This is a genomic window from Actinophytocola oryzae (assembly GCF_004364325.1).
Lineage (GTDB): Bacteria > Actinomycetota > Actinomycetes > Mycobacteriales > Pseudonocardiaceae > Actinophytocola > Actinophytocola oryzae.
Window position 1 is genome coordinate 869,839 of record NZ_SOCP01000001.1, and the last position, 23,167, is coordinate 893,005.

At 71.9% G+C, this 23,167-nt stretch carries 18 protein-coding genes; 6 read left to right on the forward strand and 12 right to left on the reverse strand.

Going from position 1 to position 23,167, the window contains the following annotated elements; all coding sequences use genetic code 11:
• Positions 1-13: 13 nt before the first annotated feature.
• The 4 genes from CLV71_RS03710 to CLV71_RS03725 all read right to left on the reverse strand — a co-directional run bounded on the left by CLV71_RS03710 (position 14) and on the right by CLV71_RS03725 (position 2,470).
• Positions 14-397, reverse strand: a complete 384-nt coding sequence (locus CLV71_RS03710; RefSeq protein ID WP_133901097.1) for a PPOX class F420-dependent oxidoreductase — start codon at positions 395-397, stop codon at positions 14-16.
• 12 nt (positions 398-409) lie between these two features.
• On the reverse strand, positions 410-595 hold the full coding sequence (locus tag CLV71_RS03715; protein WP_243866203.1) for an NAD-dependent epimerase/dehydratase family protein: 186 nt from the start codon (positions 593-595) through the stop codon (positions 410-412).
• Positions 592-1,197, reverse strand: a complete 606-nt coding sequence (locus CLV71_RS03720) for a dihydrofolate reductase family protein (protein WP_133901098.1) — start codon at positions 1,195-1,197, stop codon at positions 592-594. The genes CLV71_RS03715 and CLV71_RS03720 overlap by 4 nt, the downstream gene beginning before the upstream one ends.
• Before the next feature lie 88 nt (positions 1,198-1,285).
• Positions 1,286-2,470 (reverse strand): zinc-dependent alcohol dehydrogenase, encoded by a 1,185-nt coding sequence (locus CLV71_RS03725; RefSeq protein WP_133901099.1) that lies wholly within the window; start codon positions 2,468-2,470, stop codon positions 1,286-1,288.
• 278 nt (positions 2,471-2,748) lie between these two features.
• Between CLV71_RS03725 and CLV71_RS03730 the strand changes: the two genes are divergently transcribed.
• Positions 2,749-9,564, forward strand: a complete 6,816-nt coding sequence (locus CLV71_RS03730) for a type I polyketide synthase (RefSeq protein ID WP_133901100.1) — start codon at positions 2,749-2,751, stop codon at positions 9,562-9,564.
• A 16-nt stretch (positions 9,565-9,580) separates the two neighbouring features.
• Here the strand turns inward: CLV71_RS03730 and CLV71_RS03735 are convergent, their stop codons facing one another.
• From CLV71_RS03735 to CLV71_RS03745, 3 genes are all read right to left on the reverse strand, one after another.
• A complete protein-coding gene (locus CLV71_RS03735; RefSeq protein ID WP_133901101.1) occupies positions 9,581-11,284 on the reverse strand; it encodes a DEAD/DEAH box helicase in 1,704 nt (567 codons plus the stop codon).
• A 339-nt stretch (positions 11,285-11,623) separates the two neighbouring features.
• The gene (locus CLV71_RS03740; RefSeq protein WP_166663912.1) at positions 11,624-12,328 is read right to left on the reverse strand and encodes a signal peptidase II; all 705 of its coding nucleotides are present in this window, start codon (positions 12,326-12,328) and stop codon (positions 11,624-11,626) included.
• 158 nt (positions 12,329-12,486) lie between these two features.
• On the reverse strand, positions 12,487-13,164 hold the full coding sequence (locus CLV71_RS03745; protein ID WP_243866204.1) for a GntR family transcriptional regulator: 678 nt from the start codon (positions 13,162-13,164) through the stop codon (positions 12,487-12,489).
• Between the two features lie 124 nt (positions 13,165-13,288).
• On the opposite strand from CLV71_RS03745, the gene CLV71_RS03750 reads away from it, so the two are divergent.
• The 4 genes from CLV71_RS03750 to CLV71_RS03765 all read left to right on the forward strand — a co-directional run bounded on the left by CLV71_RS03750 (position 13,289) and on the right by CLV71_RS03765 (position 16,530).
• Positions 13,289-14,548 carry an MFS transporter gene (locus CLV71_RS03750; protein ID WP_133901104.1) on the forward strand — a complete coding sequence of 420 codons (1,260 nt, stop codon included), beginning with the start codon at positions 13,289-13,291 and terminating at the stop codon, positions 14,546-14,548.
• Positions 14,549-14,573: 25 nt separating this feature from the next.
• Positions 14,574-15,947: an acyclic terpene utilization AtuA family protein gene (locus tag CLV71_RS03755; protein WP_341771427.1), complete on the forward strand. Its 1,374-nt coding sequence runs from the start codon at positions 14,574-14,576 to the stop codon at positions 15,945-15,947.
• Positions 15,940-16,254 carry a DUF4387 domain-containing protein gene (locus tag CLV71_RS03760; protein ID WP_133901105.1) on the forward strand — a complete coding sequence of 105 codons (315 nt, stop codon included), beginning with the start codon at positions 15,940-15,942 and terminating at the stop codon, positions 16,252-16,254. The genes CLV71_RS03755 and CLV71_RS03760 overlap by 8 nt, the downstream gene beginning before the upstream one ends.
• 99 nt (positions 16,255-16,353) lie before the next feature.
• On the forward strand, positions 16,354-16,530 hold the full coding sequence (locus CLV71_RS03765) for a PspC domain-containing protein (RefSeq protein WP_208297379.1): 177 nt from the start codon (positions 16,354-16,356) through the stop codon (positions 16,528-16,530).
• Here CLV71_RS03765 and CLV71_RS03770 read toward each other — a convergent pair whose 3' ends face one another.
• The 5 genes from CLV71_RS03770 to CLV71_RS03790 all read right to left on the reverse strand — a co-directional run bounded on the left by CLV71_RS03770 (position 16,531) and on the right by CLV71_RS03790 (position 22,129).
• Positions 16,531-16,941, reverse strand: coding sequence for a hypothetical protein (locus CLV71_RS03770; RefSeq protein ID WP_133901107.1), 411 nt, complete (start codon positions 16,939-16,941; stop codon positions 16,531-16,533).
• Positions 16,942-17,006: 65 nt separating this feature from the next.
• Complete coding sequence (locus tag CLV71_RS03775) at positions 17,007-18,602, reverse strand: serine/threonine-protein kinase (protein WP_133901108.1); 1,596 nt, start codon at positions 18,600-18,602, stop codon at positions 17,007-17,009.
• Between the two features lie 72 nt (positions 18,603-18,674).
• Positions 18,675-20,420, reverse strand: a complete 1,746-nt coding sequence (gene gcl, locus CLV71_RS03780; RefSeq protein WP_133901109.1) for a glyoxylate carboligase — start codon at positions 20,418-20,420, stop codon at positions 18,675-18,677.
• A 3-nt stretch (positions 20,421-20,423) separates the two neighbouring features.
• Positions 20,424-21,311 (reverse strand): NAD(P)-dependent oxidoreductase, encoded by an 888-nt coding sequence (locus CLV71_RS03785; protein ID WP_133901110.1) that lies wholly within the window; start codon positions 21,309-21,311, stop codon positions 20,424-20,426.
• Positions 21,308-22,129, reverse strand: coding sequence for a hydroxypyruvate isomerase family protein (locus tag CLV71_RS03790; protein ID WP_133901111.1), 822 nt, complete (start codon positions 22,127-22,129; stop codon positions 21,308-21,310). Before CLV71_RS03790 ends, CLV71_RS03785 begins: the two co-directional genes overlap by 4 nt.
• Before the next feature lie 160 nt (positions 22,130-22,289).
• Here CLV71_RS03790 and CLV71_RS03795 point away from each other — a divergent pair, with 160 nt between their 5' ends.
• Positions 22,290-23,054 (forward strand): IclR family transcriptional regulator, encoded by a 765-nt coding sequence (locus tag CLV71_RS03795; protein ID WP_133901248.1) that lies wholly within the window; start codon positions 22,290-22,292, stop codon positions 23,052-23,054.
• The last annotated feature ends 113 nt before the right edge of the window (positions 23,055-23,167 follow it).

Sequence of the window (23,167 nt, forward strand, 5' to 3'; positions counted from 1 at the left end):
TTTGCAATAAGAGTCAGCCGACGCCGACCGTCTGTCGTTCCGGCTCGATCACGGCCACGACACGCTCCTGGCCGCGGGGATAGGGCGAGCCGGTGTACTTCGTGGCGAGCCGGTCGACGATCTCCCACGCGAGGTCACCCTCGAGCCACTCGACGACCCGGCCCCGGATGACGACCGGCTCGTAGGGGTTGTCGGCAGGCGCGATGGACAGCGCCACCCTGGGGTCGCGGCGCAGGTTCCGCGCCTTGCGCGCACCGGGACCGGTGAAGAAGACGGCCCGGTCGCCGTGGGTGCCGACGTAGACGGGAGTGGCGTGGGGCGAGCCGTCCGGCAGGACGGTGGCGAGGTGGGCGATCGAGGTGCCGTCGAGAACGCGGCGCACGTCGGTGTCAAGCATGTGGGTGCTCCATCAGCGGTGGTTGTCGGCGCGCCACGCGACGTAGTCGGCGACCGCCTCGGCGACGTCGAACCCCGCGAGGAACGACGGGACCCCGGTCCGGTGGTGGGCCGTGACGACGACCTCCTGCCCGAGGTCGGTGAGCGCGCGGGCGGTGTGGGCGCCGATCATCCCCAGCCCGCCGGTGACCAGGATCAACGGACCACCTCGTAGTGGAGGTGGGTCACGCCCGGTGCCGGGACGGCCTCGACCAGGCGGAGGCGCACGTGCTCCGGGACCGCCTGGAAGAAGGGCCGTCCGCCGCCGAGCAGGACGGGGACCTGGTGGAGGACCACCTCGTCGACCAGGCCTGCTGCCAGTGCGGAGGTCAGCGCACCGCCGCCCATGACGGAGACGTCCCTGTCCCCGGCCGCCTCGCGTGCCGCCGCGACCGCGTCCTCGATGCCCGTGGTGACCAGGGTCTGGGTCGCGCTGATCTCGGGTGCCGGCCGGTGGCTGACGACGAAGAGCGGCGCCGTGGGATGGGGCCCGCCGCCTCCCCAGTGGCTGGAGTGCTCGTAGGTGGTGCGTCCCGCGACCGTCGCCCCCACCCGTGCCGCGATGGTGTCGAAGAACCGGGCGCTCGGCTCGCTCAGCCTGAACCCGTCGAACACCCGGCTCTCCGTGTCCCCGTCCAGGTACCAGTCGAAGAGCACGGGCGCGTCACCGAGACCGCGCCCGAACTCCTCGGCGCCGTCCGGGGTGCGGCCACTGATGTAGCCGTCCACCGAGACGGCGTGGGCGCTGAAGACCTTGCTCATGTCCCTCCTCGCTCCCTGAGTCGGGTCGACGGTATGTGCCGCGCGACCACGGGTCTTGAACGAATCGCGCAGGGGAGCACCGGGGCGGTCACGGCTTGAGCAGTACCTTGATGGCGCCGTCCCGCTTCTGCTGGAAGATCTCGTACCCGCGCGCCGCGTCGGCGAGCGGCAGCTGGTGGGTCGCGAGGTCCTCGGTGCCGAGCGGGTCGTCGTCGCCGGTGACGAGCGGCAGGATGTCGTCGATCCAGCGCCGCACGTTCGCCTGGCCCATCCGCAGCTGGAGCTGCTTGTCGAACAGCTCCATCATCGGGATCGGGTCGATCATCCCGCCGTACACACCGGACAGTGACACCGTGCCGCCGCGCCGGACCGTGTCGATCGAGGCCAGCAGCGCGCCGAGCCGGTCGACCCCCGCCTTCTCGGTCATCTTCGCGGCGACCGCCTTGGGCAGCAGGGTCGTGAGCTGCTGTGCCATCCGCCCGCCCGGCGACCCGTGCGCCTCCATCCCCACGGCGTCGATCACCGAGTCCGTGCCCCTGCCGTCGGTGAGGTCCCTGATGGTGGCCGCCGGGTCGGTGTGGTCACGGAGGTCGACCGTGGTCACGCCGTACCTCGCGGCCAGCGCGATGCGTTCGGGTACCAGGTCGACACCGATCACCTGTCCGGCGCCGAGGTGCCTGGCGATCCGGCACGCCATCTGGCCGATCGGCCCGAGGCCGAACACCGCGACCGAGCCGCCGTCGGGGACCGCCGCGTACCGCACCGCCTGCCACGCCGTTGGCACCACGTCCGACAGGTACACGAACCGCTCGTCCGGCGGTCCTTCGGGAACCTTGACCGGGCCGTAGTGCGCCTGCGGCACGCGGAGGTACTCCGCCTGGCCGCCCGGCACCTGCCCGTACAGCTTGGTGTAGCCGAGCAGCGCCGCGCCCTTGCCCCTGTCCCGCACCTGGGTCGTCTCGCACTGCGACTGCAGTCCTTGCGCACACATGAAACAGTGGCCGCACGAGATGTTGAACGGCACCACCACCCGGTCGCCCGGCCTGATGTGGTGCACCTCGGCGCCCACCTCCTCGACCACGCCCATCGGCTCGTGGCCGAGCACGTCACCCGGGTCGATGAACGACCCGAGCACCTCGTACAGGTGCAGGTCCGAGCCGCAGATGCCGGTGGAGGTCACCCTGATCACGGCGTCGGTCGGCTCGGTGATCTTCGGGTCGGGCACGGTCTCGACCCGCACGTCCCGCCTGCCCTGCCATGTGACGGCTCTCATCGCTGTCCTCCCCGCGACCTCGTGTCCTGACCGCGACCGGTTACCCGGGGGTCCCCGGGCCCAACCCCGCCACTCCTGTGATCAACTGGGGAATTGCACAAGTCGTCGTTCACGTAGCATTCCGGGCGGCTTCGTGACACGTGCGGGTGAATCATTCGATCTGGTTTGGCGCTGCTGATGCGGCTGTAGCAGGATACCTGTGCGATGAGGCCGGTCGGTCAATACGTGGCCAATAATGCATATTTGCATGGCGTTCACTCTATTGTCTGGAGTACTACGTGGAATCACCCGTCCAGGAGCCAATCGCGATCGTCGGACTGGATTGCCGCTTCCCTGGTGGTTGTGATTCCCCCGCCTCCTACTGGAAGTTCCTCGACGAGGGACTGTCCTCCCGCGCCGGACTGCCCGGCGACCGTGGCTGGGACCTGGCGCGGTTGACGTCACACGACAAAGGCGCCGTCGGTGCGACATATGTACGGTTCGGTGGATTTCTGGACGAGATCGGGGACTTCGACGCCGGATTCTTCGGAATCGGCCCCCGCGAGGCAACGGCAATGGACCCGCAGCACCGGTTGTTGCTCGAATGCGCGTGGCGCGCGGTCGAGGACTCGCGAATCGCGCCGCACACGCTGTCCGGCAGCGCGACCGGGGTGTACGTGGGAATCAGCACCAGCCGGTACCTCTCGCGGCTGGGCAGGCTGGACGCGGAGATGGAGGCCTACCTGCCGACCGGCCTGTCGGCCAGCGGCGCCGCGGGCCGGATCGCCTACGTCCTCGGGCTCGCCGGACCGGCGTTGTCGGTGGACACGGCGTGTTCCTCCGGGCTGACCGCGGTGCACCTCGCGGTGCGCGCGTTGCGGGCGGGGGAGTGCGACACGGCCGTCGCGGCGGGCGTGTGCGTGATGGCCGAGCCCGACGTGGTGGTCGACTTCGCGCGGCTGGGCGCGGTGACCTCGGACGGGCGGTGCAAGTCCTTCGCGGCGGACGCCGACGGGTTCGCCCCCGCGGAGGGCGTGGCGTCACTGGTGTTGATGCCGCTGACCCTCGCCCGTGCGCGGGGACACCGCGTGCGGGCCGTGATCCGGGGCTCCGCACTGAACGAGGACGGGGCGAGCGAGAGCTTCACCGCGCCGAGCGGCCAGGCGCAGCGGACGGTGATCGCGAAGGCCCTCGCGGACGCCGGTCTGCACGCGCACGAGGTCGACCTGGTCGAGGCACACGGGACGGGGACCGCGGTGGGGGACCCCATCGAGGCCGGGTCCCTTCGCGACGCCTACGCGGCCGGCCGCTCGCCCGACTCGCCGCTGTGGGTCGGCTCGGTCAAGTCGAACATCGGGCACACGCAGGCCGCCGCCGGACTCGCGGGCCTGGTGAAGGTGGTGCTGGCGCTCGAGCACGAGCGGATGCCCGCCACCCTGCACGCCGCGCGGCCGACGACCGCGGTGGACTGGTCGGACGGCCGGATGCGGTTGCTGCGGGAGGCCCGCCCGTGGCCGAGGACCGCGCGGCCGCGGCGGGCCGGGGTATGCGCGTACGGGATCACCGGCACCAACGCGCACGTCGTGGTGGAGGAGGCGGCCGAGCAGGAGCGCCGCGCGTCCGGTGGTTCACGCACGCCGCGGCTGTGGGCACTGTCCGCGGCGAGGTCGTCCGCGCTGCCCGCACAGGCCGGGGCGCTGGCCGCACACGTCCGGGCCGGCGACCTCGACGCCGACGCGGTCGCCCACTCCCTGGCAGGCACCCGCAGCCCCCTGACCGACCGTGCCGTCGTGGTCGGTGCGGACCGCGCCGCGCTCGTGGCCGGTCTCGACGCCCTGGCGGCAGGCGGGACCGGGCCCGAGGTGGTTCGCGGGCGTGCGGTCGAGGGACAGGGCCCGGTGTTCGTGTTCCCCGGACAGGGCGCGCAGTGGCAGGGGATGGGGGCACGGCTGCTCGCCGAGTCGCCCGTCTTCGCCTCGACCGTGGCCGAGTGCGCCGCGGCGCTGCGCCCGTGGACCGGCTTCGACGTCACCGACGTCGTGCGGGACGGCACCCGGCCGCTCGAGACCCCCGACATCGTGCAGCCCGCGCTGTTCACCATGTACACGGCGCTGGCCGAGGTGTGGCGCGAGCACGGCGTGCACCCGGCCGCGGTGATCGGGCACAGCCAGGGGGAGATCGCCGCCGCGTACGTCGCGGGCGCGTTGAGCCTGCCGGACGCGGCCAGGGTGGTCGCGTGCCGCAGCAGGCTGCTGCGCTCGGTCGCGGGACGCGGGTCGATGGTGGCGCTCGGCCTGCCCGCGGTGAAGGCCGCCGCGCTGCTGGCACGCTGGCCGGGACGCCTTCAGGTCGCGGTCGTGAACGGCCCCGCCGCCACCGTGGCCGCGGGCGACGACCACGCCGTGCGGGAGCTGCTGGAGGTGTGCGAGGCCGAGGGGATCTGGGCCAGGGGCGTCCCGGTGGACTACGCGTCCCACAGCCACCACGTCGAGGGCCTCCGCGAGGACCTGGTCCGCGAGCTGGCAGGCACGCCCGCCAAGCCGCCCGCCGTCCCCATGTTCTCCACGGTCACCGGTGAGCCGGTCGACGAGGCGGACCGGCTGGGTGCCGAGTACTGGTACCAGAACCTGCGCCAGCCGGTCCTCTTCGAGCCGGCCGTGCGGCACGCCGTCGAGGCCGGGTTCCGGCACTTCGTCGAGGTCTCCCCGCACACCGTGCTGACCGGCGCGCTGACCGACATCCTCGCCGACACCGCGGTCGAGACCTGTGTCGTCGGCACCGTCCACCGTGACGACGGCGGGATCGCGGACCTCTCGCGGTCTCTCGCCGCCGCGCACGTCGGTGGGCTCGAGTGGGACCGGGAGGTCGTGTGCCCCGGCGACGAGGTCGACCTCCCCACGTACCGTTTCGAGCGTCAGCGCTACTGGCCCGAACCCGCCGACGACACCGGGCTGGCCTCGGCGGGGCTGCGGGGTGCGCGACATCCGTTCCTGAGGGCGTCCACCGACCTGCCGGACGGCGCGACCCTGCTGACCGGGCGACTGTCCATCGAGGACCACCCGTGGCTCGCCGGCCATGCCGTGCACGGCGTGACCCTGTTGCCCGCCACCGGCATGGTCGAGCTGCTGGTGCACGCCGCGGCCCGCGCCGGGCACGAAGGACCGGTCGGCGACGTCACCTTCTTCGCCCCGCTGGTCGTGCCGGACGGTGCCGTGGACCTGCAGGTGCACTGTGCCGCCGACAGTGGCGAGGGTGCCGGCATCACGCTGTACTCCCGCAGCCACAACGGCATCGGGCCCTGGGTCCGGCACGCCGAGGCGGTGACCGTCAGGCCGGGGAAGACCTCTCCTCCGGCCCGCGTGCCGTGGCCACCCGAGGGCGCGGATGTCGTCGACGTGGCGGAGTGCTACCGGGAGCTCGCCGAACGCGGCTACCACTACGGCCCCGACTTCCGGAACCTGACCGGCGCCTGGCGCGAGGGCGCCACCGGCTTCACCGAGGCCCGGCTGGCGGTCCGCGACGACGGCTTCACCGTGCATCCCGCGCTACTCGACGCGCTGCTGCACGCCCTGCCGACGGCCGAGTCGTCCGGGCGCACGATGCTGCCGTACTCGATCGGCTCGGTCGAGGTCCTCGCGGCAGGCGCCACCGCGTTGCGTGCCGTGCTCACCCCGACGGGCCGCGACGCCTTCCGCGTCGAGGCGACGGACATCGACGGCAATGCCGTCGTGCGGCTGGACGAACTGCGCCTGCGCCCCGCGGCCGGGCACCAGCTGCGTGCCGCGGTCACCGCGGCGGACGCCACCGTCTTCGTGCCGGTGTGGCGACCGGTGTCGACACCGGACCCCGTTGAGCCACAAGGGGAATGGGCGTACCTCGACGAGGGTTCCCCTGCCACGCGCTCGTTCGACCGTCCTCCCGCGGTGCTCGTCCTCGACCTGCGTACCGGTTCCCGGATGACCGGCCCGGCCCGGCTCCAGGCCACCCTCTCGCGCGTACTCGCCGACCTGCGCGCGTTCCTCGACCGCGACGACCTGTCCGACACACGCCTGCTCGTCCTGACCCGCGGTGCGCACAGCTGCGTGTTCGGCGACACCGTCGACGACCTCGCAGGCGCCGCGTGCGCGGGCATGGTCCGCTCGGCGCAGAGCGAGCACCCGGACCGCATCGTCCTGGTGGAGACCGACACCGGCACGCCGGACCGTGCCGTGCTCGCGGCGTTGCTCGACGCAGGGCACGCCCACGTCGCGCTGCGTGGCGAGCAGGTCCTGGTCCCACGCCTCGTCGCCGCGCACGACGACGACGGGCTCACCCTGCCCGACACGCCGTGGGTGCTGACGCCCCCAGCCGCCGGGACCCTGGACAGCATCAGGCCGGTCCCGCTGACGGACACCGACCGGCCCGTCCGCCCCGGTGAGGTCCGCGTCGACGTGCGTCAGTCGGGCATGAACTTCCGCGACGCCGTGGTGTCACTCGGCATGGTCGAGGGGACCGCCATCGGCTTCGAGGTGACGGGCACCGTCGTCGCGGTCGGTGACGGCGTGACCGACCTGGTGCCTGGCGACCGCGTCGAGGCGGGGCTGACCTCGGGCGGCGGCTACGCCACCGTCGTCGACGCCGACCGCCGCGACGTCGTCCGCCTCCCCGAGCACTGGAACACGAACCGTGGCGTCGGCATCACCTCCGCCTACCTCACCGCCTACTGCGCGCTGGTCGAGCAGGCGGGACTGAAGGCGGGCGACAACGTCCTCGTGCACGCGGCGGCGGGCGGTGTCGGCACGGCCGCCGTGCGTCTGGCCCAGGCGCTCGGCGCCCACGTCCACGCCACGGCCAGTGAGGGGAAACGGTCTCTCGTCGCCGACATGGGCGTCCGGCCGGACCGCATCGCCGACTCCCGCACCCTCGCGTTCGAACACGACCTGCGCGCCGCGACCGGTGGTGCGGGATTCGACGTGGTGCTGGGCAGCCTTTCCGGTGAGTTCGTCGACGCGTCCCTGCGCCTGCTCCGCGACGGCGGCCGGTACGTGGAGATCGGCGCGACGGACCTCCGCGTCCCCGACGAGGTGGCGACGCGTCACCCGGGGGTCCGGTACAGCACCCTCGACATCCGCGAGATCCCCGACCGCGGCCGGATGCTGGGGCTCATCACAGACCTGCTCGGCGACGGGACACTTCCCCCGCTGCCGGTCCGGTCGTTCAGCATCCGCCAGGCGCGGCAGGCCCTGCGTCACCTGAGCCAGGGTCGCAGCACCGGCAAGCTCGTCCTCACCCAGCCGCCCGCACTGCGTCGGGACGGCACGGTCCTGATCACCGGCGGCACCGGCACGCTGGGCACACTGCTGGCGCGCCATCTCGTGACCCGCCACGGCATCCGCCACCTGGTGCTGGTGAGCCGCCAGGGCGGTGACGCACCGGGCGCCCGTGAACTAGTGACGGAACTCGCCGCGGACATCACCTTCGCGGCCTGCGACGTCGGCGACCGCGCCGCGCTGGCCGACGTGCTCGCCGCCATCCCCGCACGCCACCCACTGACCGCGATCGTCCACGCGGCGGGCGCGCTGGACGACGCACCCGTCACGGACCTGGACGAGGACCGGCTGCGGCGGGTGCTGCGTGCGAAGGCGGACGCGGCGTGGCACCTGCACGACCTCACCCGTGACACCGACCTGGACGCGTTCGTCCTCTACTCCAGCATGGCCGGGGTGATCGGCACGGCAGGCCAGGCGAACTACGCGGCGGCCAACACCTTCCTCGACGCGCTCGCCCACCACCGCCGGGGGCTCGGACTACCCGCGACGGCACTGTCCTGGGGGCTGTGGCAGGAAACCAGCGGGCTGACCGCGCACCTGCAGGCCACCGACCACACGCGACTCGCCCGCCACGGCCTGTTCCCGCTCACCACGAAACAGGCCCTGGCCGCGTTCGACACCGCGCTCGTCATCGACCAGCCGCACGTTGCCGTCACCGCCGTCTCGGCCACCTCGTCGCACGCCCCACACGAGCTGCTCGCCGACGTGGTCCGAAGTGGACACACGAGGTCGGGCGCGAAGGGCTCGAACGCCGACCGCACCCGGCTCTCGACGCTGCCGGCGGCCGAACGGCTCCCGGCACTGCTGACCCTGGTCCGTACCGAGGCCGCGGCGGTACTGGGACATCCCGGCCCCGACGCCGTCCCCGCCGACCGGCGCTTCCGCGACCTGGGTTTCGACTCCCTGGGCTCGGTCGAGCTGCGCACGAGGATCACCAACGCCAGCGGTGTCCGGCTCGCCACCACCGCGGTCTTCGACCATCCCACGCCGACCGCGCTGGCCCGCCACCTCGACACGCTCCTGTCGCCCGCCGCCGCGCCGAACACCGACCTCGTCGCCGCTCTGTACGACGCCTGGCAGGCCGGGCCCACCGAGGAGGGCACGCGGCGCCTGAGCGGCTTCGCCGAGGGCCGCGCCACCGCCCACCGCGGCGCCGACCTGACGGTGGCACCCTGGCGGCAGCTGGTCCACGGCTCCGACGAGCCGCCGATCCTGTGCCTGCCGTCCCTTTTCGCCGTGCACGAATGGGACCTGTACGTGCCGCTCGCGGCCCACTTCGCCGGGCGGCGCGCGATGTGGACGACGAACCTGCCCGGTTTGGACGGCAGCCCGCTCCCGGCGAACCTGTCCGTGCTGGTCGACGCCTGGGTCACCGCGTGCGTCGCGCTGACCGCGGGCGGGCCGTGCGTGATCATGGCTCGCTGTTCCGGGTCCCCGCTCGCACACGCGCTGGCCGAGGGGATGGCCGAGCGGGGACACCCGGTGGACGCACTGGTACTGATAGACCCCCACCTGGCCTACGACGTCCCGCCCGCCCTGGCCACCGAGGTCATGAACCGCAGCGACCTGGAGGTCACTCCCGTCCGGGTGTCGACCGCCGCCGCCTACGTCGGCATGCTCGCGGACTGGTCGTCCCAGCCCCTCGCCAGTCCGACGCTGGTGGCCCACCCGGACGGCAACGAGCGCCGGTGGCCCCTGCCCCACACGGCGATCACGGTGCCGGGCGACCACTTCTCCATGGTCGCCGACCATGCCGCCAGCACCGCGCAGGCCATCGACGACTGGCTGCGGTCGTCGGTGGCGTGACCGGCCTCCGGAGGGATCAGCCCCGGCGCGGCTTCGTCCGGGGCGAGGACTGGTAACGCTCCCTGCGGACGATCGCCCGCCGCCCCTTGATGCTGCTGCCCTTGAGCGCGGCGATGACCTCGTCCGCCGCGGTCTCCGGCACCTCCACCAGCGAGAAGCGGTCGGCGATCTCGATCGCGCCGATGTCTCGGCCGGTGAGCCGGGACTCGCCCGCGATCGCACCGACGAGGTCCTGCGGTCGGATGCCCGCCGAACGCCCGGTGCCCACGTAGAGGCGGGTCATGCCCTCGCGGACGGGCTTGCCACCCCGCCGGTCGCGGCCACCGGGGGAGCGCCGGCCCGCGCGGTCGTCCGGGTCCACCGGCGCGACCTCGGGGATGTCCTCCTCGTCGTTGGCGGCGCCGCTGGCCTCGTGCGCCAGCTTGACCGCGGCGAGCGCGACCTCGACGAGGTCGAACTCCTCGGCGAGGGGCTCCACCACGGCACGGAACCGCTCCAGGCCGTCCTCGAGGAGGCTCTCCCGGAGGGCGGCGCGGGTCAGCTCCAGCCGGCGGGAACGCAGGTCGGCGACGGTCGGCAGTGTCTGGACGGGAATGCGCCTGCCGGTCACCCGCTCGATCGTCTTGATCATCCGCAGCTCGCGGGGCTCGGCCAGCGTGATGGCCACCCCCTCGCGCCCCGCGCGACCCACCCGGCCGACCCGGTGCACGTAGGACTCGGGCGCGCTCGGCACGTCGTAGTTGACGACGTGGGTGAGCTGCTCGATGTCGAGGCCCCTCGCCGCGAGGTCGGTGGCCACGACGAGGTCCAGCGTGCCGGTCCGCAGGCGCCCGACGACACGGTCACGCTGCCCCTGGTCCATGCCGCCGTGCAGTCCCTCGGCGCGGTAGCCACGCCCGTTCAGCTGCTCGGTGAGCTGGTCGACCGCCTCACGGGTGCGGCAGAACACCACCGCGGCCGTCGGCGCCTCGATGTCCAGCACCCGACCGAGTGCGGCGGGCTTGTGCCCGCGCGGCACGACGTAGGCGCTCTGGCGCACGAGGGCGACGTCGTCCTTGGTGGACTCCGCCTTGCCCAGCTCGATCCGGTCCGGCTCACGCAGGTGGCGGCGGACCATGCCGTTGATCCTGGCGGGCATGGTCGCGGAGAACAGCAGGGTCTGCCGGTTCTCCGGGGTCTCCTGGAGGATCGCCTCGATGTCCTCGGCGAAGCCCATGTCGAGCATCTCGTCGGCCTCGTCGAGCACCACCATCGCGAGGCTCCCGAGGCGGAGCGTGCCCCGTGCGATGTGGTCGAGCACGCGCCCGGGGGTGCCGACGACCACGTCGACACCACGACGCAGCGACCCGAGCTGGCGCCCGATCGGCTGACCGCCGTAGACGGGGACGACACGTGCGCCGAGGTCATGCCCGTACCGGTGCGTGGCCTCGGACACCTGGACGGCCAGCTCCCTGGTCGGCACCAGCACCAACGCGAAGGGGTCGGCCTCGGTGCGCGGCCACGGGATGCGCTGGAGCACGGGCAGCGAGAACGCGGCCGTCTTGCCCGTACCCGTGGCGGCCTGGCCGACGAGGTCACGGCCCGCCAGCAGCGGCGGGATGGCCAGGCGCTGGATCGGCGTCGGCTCCTCGTAACCCAGCCGGGTCAGGGCCTTGACGAGCTCAGGCCGCAGCTCGAGCTCGGCGAAGCCGTTCACGTCCTGGCTCATGTTCGCGGTCATGGTCGGCATCCTCCTCGTGGCACCGCTGCGGCAATATCCATCGTCAGCGTGGTCACGCGCACGCACCACCGCGGGTATCTCTGGGTCTTCTCTGTGAGCGGCACTGCCCGCGTCCGGACCACCTCGACGACGGACATCGTCACGGACCGTCATGTGGTCCCGGGCGTCGCCAACCGGAATCGACCTCCCTGAATGTTATCCGGCCGCGCGTCACAGGCGCTCAGGTGGTCGCCCCTCCGCGCCCCGACCCCGTGCACTGAAGGACGCCTTCGTAACGCTGGGCGTACTGAAGGGAGCCTTCATGACGCGGGGCGGACCGGCGCGGGCGCTGGAACGACGTCATGGCTGACCCCACGGCGCGATCCTGACCCGGCCCGAGGACGGGTTCGGCGTGGTCACGCCGCCGTAGTTCACCGCGCCGAACGCGACGACCACGACGAGGCACGCTGCGGTGGCGACGCCGGACAACCACGTCCTGCGCCGACCCTGCCGCGTCGGCGGGGGATGGGGCGTGGCCACGGACCGGTTCACGGACAGGGCGTTCGCGGTCACGGCGACCGTGAACAGGAGCGTCCCGCAGACGATGAACACGTCCGCGAGGTTGTAGCGAATGGGGCCGAGCGGGATGAAGTCGACCGCCCCGCGCACGCTGCCGGGAGCGGTCACGAGGTGCAGTCCCAGGCGGTCGAGGAGGTTGCTGATCCAGCCGCCCACCATCAGGCCGCCCGGCACGAGGGTGGCCGCCGGTGGCCGCAGGCGGATCAGGACGAACGCCGCCGTGCTCAGCAGGCCGAAGTCCACCAGGTCGAGCAGCGCGCCGGTGGCGGGGTCGGCGTACCAGTCGCTGATCGTGTCACCGACGAAGATGTTGCCGCCGTAGTTGATCTTCGCGAAGGGGGCGTGGCGCCAGGCCCACCACTTGCCGAGCTGGTCCACCAGGATGACCGCCGCCAGCAGGGCGAGTACCGCGGGCCGGTGTCCCGACCCGCGTGCCCGCGTCGCCCGGACCTGGCGGACAGCGGTGGTCGTCGACTCGTAGCTCATGATCGCTCCCCCGACGGTAGCTATCAGTGTGCTTCTCATCGCCCAGGGTGAAGGCCGTTGGTTGCGGAATCTTTACGGTTGATAACCGTCTGTGTGCCAAAGGTAGAACTGTCCTCTGGTGAACCACTGGTGCGGGTGTAGGCCGCCCCGGACCAGGGTCAGCTGGAGAGCAGTTCGGCCAGTCCGCCGCGGGCGTCGTCGATGACGATCGCCTCCGCCCTGGCCGCGTCGCCGGCACGCAGAGCGGCGACGAGCTCGCGGTGTCCCGCGTAGCGGTCGAGACCGAACCGGTCGTTCGTCGCGACGTGTTCGAGCAGGCGGGTGCGGCGCTCGTCGCGGGAGAACACACGGGTCTGCTCGAGCAGCCGGACGAGCACCGGGTTGCCCGCACAGGTGTTCACGGCGTCGTTGAACCGCGCCATGGTGTCGAGGAGCCGGTTGACGTGGCGGTCGACCGGCTGTGCGTCCGCGTGCCGTTTCTGGACGACGATCAGCAGGTCGTCGGCCTCGTCGAGGATGGCGTCCAGCTCGTCGAGCCGGCCGGGGCTCGCGTGGCGGGCGGCGAAGCGTGCGACCAGGCCGCGCAGGGCGATCTCGACCTCGGCCAGTTCCTGGACCGCGCCGTCACCCATCGTCGCGACGACGACCGTGCGCGGGCCGGTGCGCTCGATGAGCCCGTCCTGCTCCAGCCTGCGGATCGCCTCCCGGACCGGGGTGGGGCTGACGGCGAAGCGCTCGGCCAGGCCCCGCTCGGTGACCTTCTCGCCCTGGCGGAGCTCACCGGCGGCGATGGCGTCCCGCACGGCACGGTAGGTGCGGTCGGCGAGCGTCTCCATGCGCGTGATCATATCAGCGCTATGGCACAGTCTTATGCAACTGTTGACAGTTTTGCTATAGCATAATTAGGGTCCTCCCCGACGCCGTCGCGACGACGCGGCAGCGGTTTCCCGGAGGACGACGATGACCGCAGTGGAACCGCCCCGGACACGGGCACGTGGACGCCGCATCACCTTCTACGTCGCCCTCGCCGCCTTCGCGCAGGAGTCGACGTGGAACTTCTACGACGCCCAGGTCCCGCCGCTGCTCCGCGAGCATCTGAGCAGCGCCGCCCTGATCGGCCTGCTGATGGGCATGGACAACATCCTGGGCATCGTCATCCAGCCCTGGATGGGCAACCGCTCGGACAACACGCGCACCCGCTGGGGCCGCCGCATCCCCTACCTCGCGGTCGGCATGCCGGTGGCGGCCCTGCTGTTCGCCACCATCCCGCTCGCGTCGACCCTGCCCGTCCTGATCGCGCTGATGTTCGCGTACACGTTGGTGGCCAACAGCTTCAAGCCGGTGGGGGACTCGCTGCTGCCGGACTTCATCCGCCCGGAACGCCGCAGCCGCGCGAACGCCGTGGTCAAGATCGCCATCAGCCTCACGGTCATCGTCTCGGCGTTGATCAGCACGTTCCTCGTCGACTCGCACCCGGTGCTGTCGTTCTGGATACCGTCGGCACTGATGCTCGGCTGCGCCGCGGTGCTCGTGCTGCGGGTGCGGGACAACACCTCGCCCGCCTACGAGGCGGCGGTCGCGGAGGAGCGGCGGCCGGACGCCGGGGACTCGGCACGGATGCGCGAGGTCCTGCGGGACATCGCCGTCGACCCCGACCGGGGCAGGGTGCTGGTGATCCTCGTGATCTTCCTGTTCGGCTGCGCCTGGTTCTCCTCGCGGTCGCTGATCACCACCTACGGCATGGAAACCCTCGGCCTGTCGCGAGGGGACGCGGGCGGGCTCACCCTGCTCAGCGGAGTGGCCTACCTGCTCGCCGCGTTCCCGCTCGCGCTGCTGTCGGAGCGGGTCGGACGGCTGCGGGTGATGGCGTTCGGCATGGCGCTGTTCGCCGTGTCGCTGGTCGCGGGCACCCTCGTGCACACCGAGACGGGCACGGTCGTGGCGCTGTGCGCGGGTGCCGCGGGCGCCGCCGGGTTCGCGATCAACGGCGCGGTGGTCCTGTGGAACATGGCTCCGTCGAGCCGGGTGCTCGGCACCTACACCGGGCTGTACACGGTCGGCTGGATGAGCGGCGGCTTCGTCGGGCCCGCGGTGGTCGGCGGCGTCGTCGACCTCACCGGCTGGCGCTTCATGCTCGTCGACACCGCGGTGCTCGCGGCACTCGCCGTCGTGGTCGCGTTGCGGATCCAGGCCTCGCGGCGCGACGGCGCGACGCTGTGAACGTCAACCATCCCAGGGAGAAGCAGTGAACGACACCGAGGTACGCGTCCTCGTACCCACCGGCATGATCGGCGCCGGGTTCACCGAGGAGTCGGTCGAACGCGGGCTCGCACTCGGCGCCGACGTCATCGCCGTGGACGGCGGCTCCACCGACTCCGGCCCGCACTACCTCGGCTCCGGCACCCCCAAGACCTCCGCCGCCGCGGTCGCACGCGACATGCGGGTGCTCCTGCGTGCCGCCGCCAGGGCCGGTATCCCCGTCGTCGTCGGCTCCTGCGGCACCAGCGGCGCGGACAGCGGTGTCGACTGGCTGGCCGGCATCACGACCGGGATCCTCGCCGACGACGACCTGCCCCTGACCGTCGCGACCATCCACAGCGACCAGGACCCCGCGTACCTGAAGGAACGCCTCGCCGAGGGCGCCGTCCACCCGCTGCCCCCGCACGGCCCGCTCGACGCCACGACCATCGACGGCTGCGTGCGCATCGTCGCCATGATGGGCCACGAGCCCATCGAGGCCGCCCTGCGGGCGGGTGCCGACGTCGTCCTGGCGGGCCGTGCCACCGACACGGCCGTCGCGGCCGCGTTCCCGCTGATGAAGGGCCTGCCCGCCGGACCGGTCTGGCACGCGGCCAAGATCGTCGAGTGCGGCGGTCAGTGCACCACGAACCCACGTTCCGGCGGGGTGCTGGCCACGGTCGACCGGACCGGCTTCACGATCGAGCCACTCGACCCCGCCGTGTCGTGCACACCGACCTCCGTGGCCGCGCACATGCTGTACGAGACCGCGGACCCGTTCAGGATGCGTGAGCCCGCGGGCACGCTCGACGTCACCCACGCGGTCTACGAGGCGGTGGACGACCGGGTCGTCCGCGTCGAGGGCTCGGTCTTCGAACCCGCGGAGCAGCACACGATCAAGCTCGAGGGAGCCAGGATCAGCGGCTACGAGACGATGTCGTTCACCGGCATCCGCGACCCGCACATCCTCGCGAACATCGAGGAGTGGGCCGCGTTGCTGGCCAAGCTGCTCACCGACCGTGTGCACCAGACGCTCGGGCTCGGCGACGGCGACTACGACTTCGACGTCAGGCTCTACGGCCACAACGCGATCCTGGGTGCCCTCGATCCCGCGACCGGGCCCGCCAGGGAGGTCGGCGTGATGCTGCTCGTGCGCGCGGCCGACCAGGCGACCGCCACCGCCGTCGCGAAGATCGCCAACCCGCTGATGCTGCACCTGCCCACGCCGGACATGCCCTACCTGCCGAGCCTGGCGTTCGCGACCTCACCGGCCGAGACCGAACGCGGCGCGGTGTACGAGTTCGTGCTCAACCACGTGGTCGATACCGCCGACCCGTCGGCGATGTTCCGCACCGAGATCAGGAGGGCACACGATGCATGAGGTCCTGCAGGACCTGGCGACGGAGGTCCGGTCGAAGAACGCGGGCCCGTTCTGGGTCACGCTCGAGGTGTTCCTGCGCGACGAGGCGGCCTACGCGGTCGCGGCGGACCCGGGGTTCCTCGACGGCGAGGTGGTCGCGCGCCTGTACGGCGTCGCGGCGGCAGGCGTGCGGATCTTCCGCGTGCCGTCGCTCAACGTCGTCAAGATCTCGTTCCCCCGGCCGGTCGCCCAGGGAAGCCTGCGCGACCGCGACATCCACGCCGGCCAGCACCACGTCCCACTGGCTCTCCTGCCGCTGCCTGCGTGATCCGCCCTAAGGGGCATGGGTTCACCACATCAGGGGTATCCCAGGGTTTGCAGGGATGCCGTGGAACCCACGCGAGGGAAGGGTTGAGTCATGACCACGATGACGAGGACACGGGACGACAAGGTGATCGCGGGCGTGTGCGCGGGGATCGCGCGGCGCTACGGCTGGCGGCCGGGCAAGGTCCGCCTGATCTTCGTGCTGTCCTGCCTGCTGCCCGGCCCGCAGTTCATCCTGTACATCATCCTCTGGTGGCTGATGCCCAAGAGCTCCTACTGATCAGTAGTCGTCGCGGCCGGTGAACCGGCGTTCCAGCTGTTCGGCGCCGGACGCGACGAGGTCGAGCGGGTCGGTGAACTCGTTGATGTCGAGGTTGATCAGCGGCAGGGAGTGACGAAGCACCACGTAGTCACCCATCAGCACGATCCCGCCGACCACGATCGTGTTGCCTGCCTCGGTGAGCACCTCCTGCAGGTCGACCTGCTCGATCCGCGCGAACGGGGTGGCGATCTGGACCCAGTCCTCGCGCTCGTCGAGGACCTCGTGCGCCACGACCATGATCTGCCTGCGCCCGAGCAGGTCGTCCTCGTCGTCGGCGAACGACACGCGGATGCGAACCTCGTCCGGCTCGTACTTGATCACGTCGTAGCTCTGCCTGATGTAGGTGACCAGATCGCCCCAGTCCGCCACGCGAGTCTCCGTTCGTCCCCTCAGTGCCCCAGGCGGAGTCTAGTCGGGGACGGAACCATCTCCACTCAGCCGCCGCGGGGGAACATCTCGACCACCTCGCCCGCGAGGTTCGCGAGCAGGTAGGCGCCGCCGTAGTCGTCGGAGAGGTAGAGCTTGAGCGACGGGGTGCCGTCGATGATGTCGGTGTCCACGATGACGTAGCGCATGGTCGGCTGCGGGACGCCCAGCTCCTTCTCCGCCCGCTCCCACAACGCGGGCAGCGCGTCCCAGTTGACCGTGTTCAGGTCCAGCACCGCACGGTCGGCGTCCACGGTGTCCGGGCCCTTCCTGCTGGCGGTGCCGTCCCGGTAGGTGAAGTCGTCGAAGCCGTTGGGCACCTTCGCGGCCGGTGCGGTCGCCGTCGCGCTGTCGGTGTAGAGGGTGAAGTCGGAGACCTTGCTGCCGCCCATCACCTGGGTCAGCGCGCTGACCACGGCACGTGCGCCTGCCGGGCTCGTCAGGTCCTCCGGCGCCGCGCCTGTTGTCGTGGCCCCGGTGGTCGACCCGTCCGGCAGCGAGACGACCTCGGTGCCCCTGGGCGTCGAGCCCGTGTCCGACGGGTCGTCGGCCTGGAAGCTGTTGACAAGGAACGCGACCGCGGCGATCACCACCACGGCGCTGACCGCGTACGCCGCCGCCACCCCGAGAACACGGTTGCGCGAGTGCGCGGGCGCCGGGGGAGGGGTCGGGTACGCCGAGTACCTCGGCTGGTACTGCGGACCGCTGTGCTGCGCGGGAAACGCCGGGCCAGCCGGGGTGGCGGGGCCGAGCGGCACGACCGACCCCTGCTCGGCGGCCATGAGCAGCCGGTCGAGCTGTTCGCCACCGGGCCGGGCGGCCGGGTCGCGGACGAGGACCGCGCTGAGTGCGGGACCGAGTGCGCCTGCGCGTCGCGGCGGCGGGACCGGGTCGGTCATCACCGCGGCGAGGGTGGCCATCGTGGTCGCGCGGCGCATCGGGTGGTGGCCCTCGACTCCCACGTACAGCAGCATCGCGAGCGACCACAGGTCTGACGCGGTCTTCGTCTCGTCCCCGTGCAGCCGTTCCGGGGCGATGTACTCCGGCGAGCCGATCAGCTCACCGGTCGCCGTCAGCTGGGTGGAGTCGTGCAGTGCCGCGATGCCGAAGTCGGTGAGCACGGCACTGCCGTCCGGTCGCAACAGGACGTTGCCCGGCTTGACGTCACGGTGCAGGATGCCCGCCGCGTGTGCCGCACGCAGTGCCCCGAGCACGTCGCGCCCGATGCGGGCCGCCTCGGCCGGGGCCAGGAGCCCGTCACGGAGCCTCGCGTCCAGCGACGTGCCGCGGACCAGCTCCATGACGATCCACGGGTACGGCGACTCGGGCGACTCGATGATCTGGTAGATCGACACGACGTTCGGGTGCTGCAGCCTGGCGAGGGCGCGGGACTCGCGCAGCACGCGCTCCCGCTGCTGGGCGGCCAGCGCCGGGTTGTTCTCGAACGTGGCGGCATCGACCGGGCGCACCTCCTTGATGGCGACCTCGCGGTGCAGGCCCACGTCGCGGGCGCGCCACACCGTTCCCATGCCGCCGCTGCCCAGCCGGTCCAACAGCTCGAACCGGCCACCGACCAGGCGCCCGACCTCTCCTCGCTCTGACATCGCGCACACGCTAGCAACCAGGCCCACGTGGACACTCGTCCGGAGCCCGGCTGCTTCGCACTGGTGAACGCCTCAGGTCGGGAGGATCTCGTGGTCGGCGAGGTCCTCGAACTCCGTCACGTTGTCCAGCTCGGTGCCCATGGCGATGTTGGTGACCTTCTCGAGGATCACCTCGACCACGACCGGCACGCGGTACTCGGCCATCATGGCGATCGCCTTCTCGAACGAGCCCGCCAGCTCCTCGGGGTCGCGGACCCTGATCGCCTTGCAGCCGAGCCCTTCGGCGACCTTCACGTGGTCGACGCCGTAGCCGCCGAGGTCGGGGGAGTTCACGTTCTCGAACGCGAGCTGCACGCCGTAGTCCATGTCGAACGCCCGCTGGGCCTGGCGGATCAGGCCGAGGTAGGAGTTGTTCAGCACCACCTGGATGTAGGGCAGCTTGAACTGCGCCCCGCACGCCAGCTGCTCGACGAGGAACTGGAAGTCGTAGTCCCCGGACAGGCCGACGACGACCGAGTCGGGGTCGGCCACGCACACGCCGAGCGCGGCGGGCACGGTCCAGCCGAGCGGCCCGGCCTGGCCCGCGTCGATCCAGTGCCTCGGCCGGTACACGTGCAGGAACTGCGCGCCCGCGATCTGGGACAGGCCGATGTTGCTGACGTACCGCACGTCGCGGCCCAGCGCCCCGTTCATCTCCTGGTACACCCGCTGCGGCTTGATCGGGACATCCGGGTAGTCGGTGCGCCGGTGCATCGTGCGTTTGCGCTCGCGGCACGACGCCGCCCACTCGCCGTAGTCCGGCAGGTCCGTGCGCTCCCTCGCCACGTCCAGCAGTCGCGCCAGGAAGGCACCCGCGTCGGACACGATGCCCAGCTCCGGGGTGAGGATCCGGCCGATCTGGGTCGGCTCGACGTCCACGTGCACGACCGTCCGCCCGGCCCGGTACGCCTCGACGCTGCCCGTGTGCCGGTTCGCGAACCGGTTGCCGACACCGAGGATGAAGTCCGACTCGAGCACGGTCGCGTTGGCGTAGCGGTGCGCGGTCTGGATGCCCGCCATACCCGCCATCAGCGGGTGGTCGTCCGGGATCGTGCCCCAGCCCATCAGCGTCGGCACGACCGGCACGCCGAGCAGCTCGGCCACCTCGACCAGCAGGTGCGCGGCGTCGGCGTTGACCACGCCGCCGCCCGCCACGATCAGGGGCCGCCGGGCCGCGACGAGCAGGTCCAGCGCCCTGGCCGCCTGGTCGCGGGTCGCCTCGGGCCTGACCACCGGCAGCGGCTCGTAGGCGTCGACGTCGAACTCGATCTCCGCCTGCTGCATGTCGACGGGCAGGTCCAGCAGCACCGGACCGGGGCGGCCGGAACGCATGAGGTGGAACGCCTGCTGGAGCGCGCCGGGCAGCTGCGCGGGCTCCAGTACGGTGGTCGCGAGCTTGGTGACCGGCCGCGCGATGGCCGCGATGTCGACGGCCTGGAAGTCCTCCTTGTGCAGCTTCGCCACCGGCGCCTGGCCCGCAAGCACGAGCAGCGGCACGGAGTCGGCCGACGCCGAGTACAGCCCGGTGATCGTGTCCGTGCCGCCCGGCCCGCTGGTGACCAGGCAGACGCCGATGTTGCCCGGCGTCGCGCGGCTGTAGCCCTCGGCCATGTGGACGGCACCCTCGACGTGGCGGCCGAGGTAGTGGTCGATGCGGGCGCGTGCGCGCAGCGCCGAGTACAGCGGGTTGATCGCCGCGCCGGGCACCCCGAACGCCTTGGTCACGCCCTCGCGTTCGAGGATCAGGGCGGCCGCGTCGACCGCACGCATGCGGGCCATGCCTCAGCCCTCCTCTGCGCGGCCGGACAGCTGCTCGACGATCCTGAGCAGCGCGCCGTGGTCGAGGTCGCCGTGGCCCTGCGCGTGCAGGGCCGCCACCAGACCGGCGACGTGCGCGCCGAGCGGGATCGCGACACCCGCCTCGCGGGCGGCGGCGGTGACGATGCCCATGTCCTTGTGGTGCAACGCGATCCGGAAGCCGGGGGCGAACTCGCGGGCGACCATGGCGGCACCCTTGCGGGCCAGGACCGTGCTGCCCGCGAGGCCGCCGCCGAGCACCTCGAGAGCCGCCTCGGTCGACACGCCGTGTGCTTCGAGGAACACGATCGCCTCGGCCACCAGCTCCAGCGTGCCCGCCACGATCAGCTGGTTCGCCGCCTTCACGGTCTGCCCGGCGCCCGCCGGTCCCACGTGGACGACGGTCTTCCCGACCTTCTCCAGCACCGGGCGGGCGGCGGCCACGTCGTCGTCGGCGCCACCGACCATGATGGACAGCGCCGCCTCCTTCGCGCCCGCCTCGCCGCCGCTGACCGGCGCGTCCACCACCGCCACTCCGGCACGCGCACCCTCCTCGGCGAGCTGCCGCGCGACGTCCGGGCGGATGGTCGAGCAGTCGACGTGCAGCGTGCCCCGCCGCGCGTTGGCGTAGATGCCGTCCTGGCCGAGCGCGACGGACGCCACGTCAGGGCTGTCCGGCAGCATCGTCACCACCACGTCGGCGTTCGCGACGGCCTCGGCGACACTGCCGCCGTCCGTCCCACCCGCCTCGACGAACCGGTCGACCGCGGCCCTGCTCCGGTTGACGCCCAGCACCTCGTGCCCGGCGTCGACGAGGTGTCGTGCCATGGGCGCACCCATGATGCCGAGACCGACGAACGCGATGGTGCTCATGCGTGACTCCCTGTCGAGCGGCGTTCCCGTGGTAGCCAGTCCAGTCCGTCCACAGTGGCGCCCTGCGGCGCGTACTCCAGGCTGACCCAGCCGGTGTAGCCGGCCGCCTCCAGCTCGTCGAGCTGTGCCTGCAGCGGGATCGTGCCGGTGCCCGGCTCGTGCCTGCCGGGTGCGTCGGCGATCTGCACGTGCCCGATGCGCGGGGTGTGCGTGGCGATGACCGCGTCGACGTCGTTGCCGTTGACCGTGAGGTGGTAGAGGTCGGCGAGCAGCCGGAGGTTGTCCGCCTCGGTCACGCGGTCGACGACCGTCAGCACGTCCTCGGCCGTGCGCAGCGGGTACCTCGGCGCGCCACTGACCGGTTCGACCAGGACGGTCGCGCCGATCCGCGCCGCCTCGGCCGCCGCGACGGCCAGGTTCGAGACGGCCAGCTCGTCCTGCTCCTCGGCCGCCGCACCCTCGACGCGGTTGCCGTACAGGGCGTTGAACCCGGTCACGTCGAGCTGCTCGCCGATCCCGACCGCGACGTCGACGGCGTCGGCGAACTCGCGCTCGCGACCGGGCCAGCTGACGAGGCCGCGGTCGCCCGCGGGCATGTCGCCCGCGAAGAAGTTCAGCCCGACCAGCCGCACGCCCGCGTCCCGCACGGCTCGCACGAACGCGTCGACCTCCGCGTCGTCGGGCACGGCGACCGGGAACGGCCACCAGAACTCCACCGCGTCGAACCCGGCCGCCCTCGCGGCGTCGGGTCTGGCGAGCAGGGGCAACTCGGTGAACAGCAACGAACAGTTGGTTAGATAGGGGAGCCGGTGGACCACGCGCCGTCCCTCCGTCCGCGAACTCGTGGACAGGTGTGCTCATATTCCGTAATATGAAAGAGTACTTCTGCCGAATGGAAGCGTAAGCCTCGTCGGCTCCTCGTTCAAGTAACGCGACACGGTCGTCGTGAGATTTCGCAGGGTGGAACCGGAGGCGGCGATGGAGAAGACGGCGAGCGGGGTCCAGTCCCTCGACCGGGCGCTGAACCTGCTGGAGCTGCTGGCCGACGCGGGTGGCTCGATGCGCCTCGCCGAGCTGGAGGCCGCGACCGGGCTGCCACTGCCCACCATCCACCGGCTGATCAAGTCGCTCGTGCACAACGGCTACGTGCGCCAGGAGCCCTCGAAACGCTACGCGCTCGGGCCCCGGCTGATCCGCCTCGGCGAGACCGCGAGCCGCGCGCTCGGCTCGTTCGCGGGCCGCCACCACCTCGCCGCGCTGGCCTCGGGCATCGGCGAGACGGCCAACATGGCGGTGCTCGAGGGCGACGCCGTCGTCTACGTCGCGCAGGTCCCCTCCGAGCACTCGATGCGCATGTTCACCGAGGTCGGCCGCAGGGTGCAGCCGCACTGCACCGGTGTCGGCAAGGCCGTGCTCGCGCAGCTGCGCGACGACCAGGTGCTCGCACTGCTGGCACGCACCGGCATGCCCGCCAAGACGACCAGGACCCACACCGACCCGCACGCGCTGCTCAGCGAGCTGAACGAGGTCCGGGACCAGGGCTGGGCACTCGACGACGCGGAGCAGGAGATCGGCGTGCGCTGTGTGGCCGTGCCGCTCACCGGCGCCCCGACACTCGCCGCCATCTCGGTGTCCGGTCCGTCCGGCCGGATCACCATGGGCCGCATCTCCGAGATCGTCCCGGTGCTCCAGGAGGCCGCCGCGCGCCTCACCGACGACCTGCGCGGCGATCGCCAGCGCTGAGTGCGTTTTCCCGCCACGGAACGGCCGGGTACCAACCCGTCCGTGGCTCTCGCGCGCCCCGGGTCGGGTGGACAGGCTCGTTACCGCCTCTTGACACGGCTCTAACACGCGCG

Excerpts from the sequence above, each read along its gene's own strand:
- CLV71_RS03710 (WP_133901097.1), bottom strand. The coding sequence starts at position 397 with ATGCTTGACACCGACGTGCGCCGCGTTCTCGACGGCACCTCGATCGCC.
- CLV71_RS03720 (WP_133901098.1), bottom strand. The coding sequence starts at position 1,197 with ATGAGCAAGGTCTTCAGCGCCCACGCCGTCTCGGTGGACGGCTACATC.
- CLV71_RS03725 (WP_133901099.1), bottom strand. The coding sequence starts at position 2,470 with ATGAGAGCCGTCACATGGCAGGGCAGGCGGGACGTGCGGGTCGAGACC.
- CLV71_RS03735 (WP_133901101.1), bottom strand. The coding sequence starts at position 11,284 with ATGACCGCGAACATGAGCCAGGACGTGAACGGCTTCGCCGAGCTCGAG.
- CLV71_RS03740 (WP_166663912.1), bottom strand. The coding sequence starts at position 12,328 with ATGAGCTACGAGTCGACGACCACCGCTGTCCGCCAGGTCCGGGCGACG.
- CLV71_RS03745 (WP_243866204.1), bottom strand. The coding sequence starts at position 13,164 with ATGGAGACGCTCGCCGACCGCACCTACCGTGCCGTGCGGGACGCCATC.
- CLV71_RS03750 (WP_133901104.1), top strand. The coding sequence starts at position 13,289 with ATGACCGCAGTGGAACCGCCCCGGACACGGGCACGTGGACGCCGCATC.
- CLV71_RS03760 (WP_133901105.1), top strand. The coding sequence starts at position 15,940 with ATGCATGAGGTCCTGCAGGACCTGGCGACGGAGGTCCGGTCGAAGAAC.
- CLV71_RS03765 (WP_208297379.1), top strand. The coding sequence starts at position 16,354 with ATGACGAGGACACGGGACGACAAGGTGATCGCGGGCGTGTGCGCGGGG.
- CLV71_RS03775 (WP_133901108.1), bottom strand. The coding sequence starts at position 18,602 with ATGTCAGAGCGAGGAGAGGTCGGGCGCCTGGTCGGTGGCCGGTTCGAG.
- gcl (WP_133901109.1), bottom strand. The coding sequence starts at position 20,420 with ATGGCCCGCATGCGTGCGGTCGACGCGGCCGCCCTGATCCTCGAACGC.
- CLV71_RS03785 (WP_133901110.1), bottom strand. The coding sequence starts at position 21,311 with ATGAGCACCATCGCGTTCGTCGGTCTCGGCATCATGGGTGCGCCCATG.
- CLV71_RS03795 (WP_133901248.1), top strand. The coding sequence starts at position 22,290 with ATGGAGAAGACGGCGAGCGGGGTCCAGTCCCTCGACCGGGCGCTGAAC.